This is a genomic window from Methylobacterium sp. E-041, from assembly GCF_022829665.1.
Taxonomy (GTDB): Bacteria; Pseudomonadota; Alphaproteobacteria; order Rhizobiales; family Beijerinckiaceae; genus Methylobacterium.
In genome coordinates this window covers 1-1,261 of sequence record NZ_JAKSYQ010000276.1, presented here as the reverse complement: position 1 = coordinate 1,261, position 1,261 = coordinate 1, and the positions used below count along the sequence as shown (strand labels likewise).

At 61.4% G+C, this 1,261-nt stretch carries 2 protein-coding genes; both read right to left on the bottom strand.

Annotated elements, in window-relative coordinates:
* The coding region (locus MKK70_RS24580) for an Ig-like domain-containing protein (RefSeq protein WP_243950500.1) at window positions 1-589 on the bottom strand (589 nt) is incomplete at its 3' end.
* A gap of 6 nt (window positions 590-595) precedes the next feature.
* A partial coding sequence (locus MKK70_RS24575) for an Ig-like domain-containing protein (protein WP_243950498.1) occupies window positions 596-1,261 on the bottom strand: 666 nt, incomplete at its 5' end.

Genomic DNA, 1,261 nt, shown 5'->3' with positions numbered 1-1,261 from the left:
GTGAGTGGCTTGACGTTAACGACGACGTGGGCTCACGATCTGACCATTTGGTTGTATCATAGCTGGAAGAGGCCACACGTCCATCGACTCTGTAGCGAAGCGTCGACCCCCTCTCGACACCCGTGATCGTCAAACCACTATTGCGGGTGATGCCGTCGAGAGACGATGCACACGTGTCACTAGTCAGGGCCCCACTGCGCGACGCCACCTTGGTGTCGAGGGTGAAGCTGAGGGAGCTTGCGGTGGAGGTGTTACCGGCCACGTCGGTTTGCGTGACCAAAACCGTGTGCGCCCCGTCTAACATCGTGGTTGGATCATAGCGGACAGAAGCCAGACCACCATCGACGCTGTAGAGAAGCGTCGCCCCCGTCTCGACACCCATGATCGTCAAACCACGAGCGCGGGTGGTGCCGTCCAGAGACGAGGCACCGGTTTCACTCGTCAGGTCCACACTGGCCGCTGCCACCTCGGGGTCGCGGGTGAAGCTGATGGTGCTTGCGGTGTAGGTGTTACCGCACCAGTCGGTTTGCGTGACCAAAACAGTGTGCGTTCCGTTTGCCAGCGTGGTTGGATCATAGCTGGCAGACACCAGTCTTCAAACTCCGTCGCAGCGCGGCGCCGTTCCGATCTCGACACCCGTGATCGTCAAACCACCAGCGCGGGTGATGCCGTCGAGAGACGAGGCACCGGTGTCACTCGTCAGAGCCACACTGGGCGCTGCTACCTTGGTGTCGAGGGTGAAGCTGAGGGAGCTTGCGGTGGAGGTGTTGCCGGCCACGTCGGTTTGCGTGACCAAAACCGTGTGCGCCCCGTCTAACAGCTTGGTTGGATCATAGCTGGCAGAGGCCAGTCCTCCATCGACGCTGTAGAGAAGCGTCGCCCCCGTCTCGACACCCGTGATCGTCAAACCACCAGCGCGGGTGATGCCGTCGAGAGACGAGGCACCGGTGTCACTCGTCAGGGCCACACTGGGCGCAGCCACCTTGGTGTCGAGGGTGAAGCTGAGGGAGCTTGCGGTGGAGGTGTTAACGGCCACGGCGGTTTGCGTGAGTAATAACGTGTGCGCAGATTCTACCAGCTTGGGTGGATCATAGATGGCAGAGGCCGGTCCTCCAGCGACGCTGTAGAGAAGCGTCGCCCCCGTCTCGACACCCGTGATCGTCAAACCACCAGCTCGGGTGATGCCGTCGAGATACGAGGCACCGGTGTCACTCGTCAGAGCCACACTGGGCGCTGCAACCTGTGGGCCGATGGTGAAGCT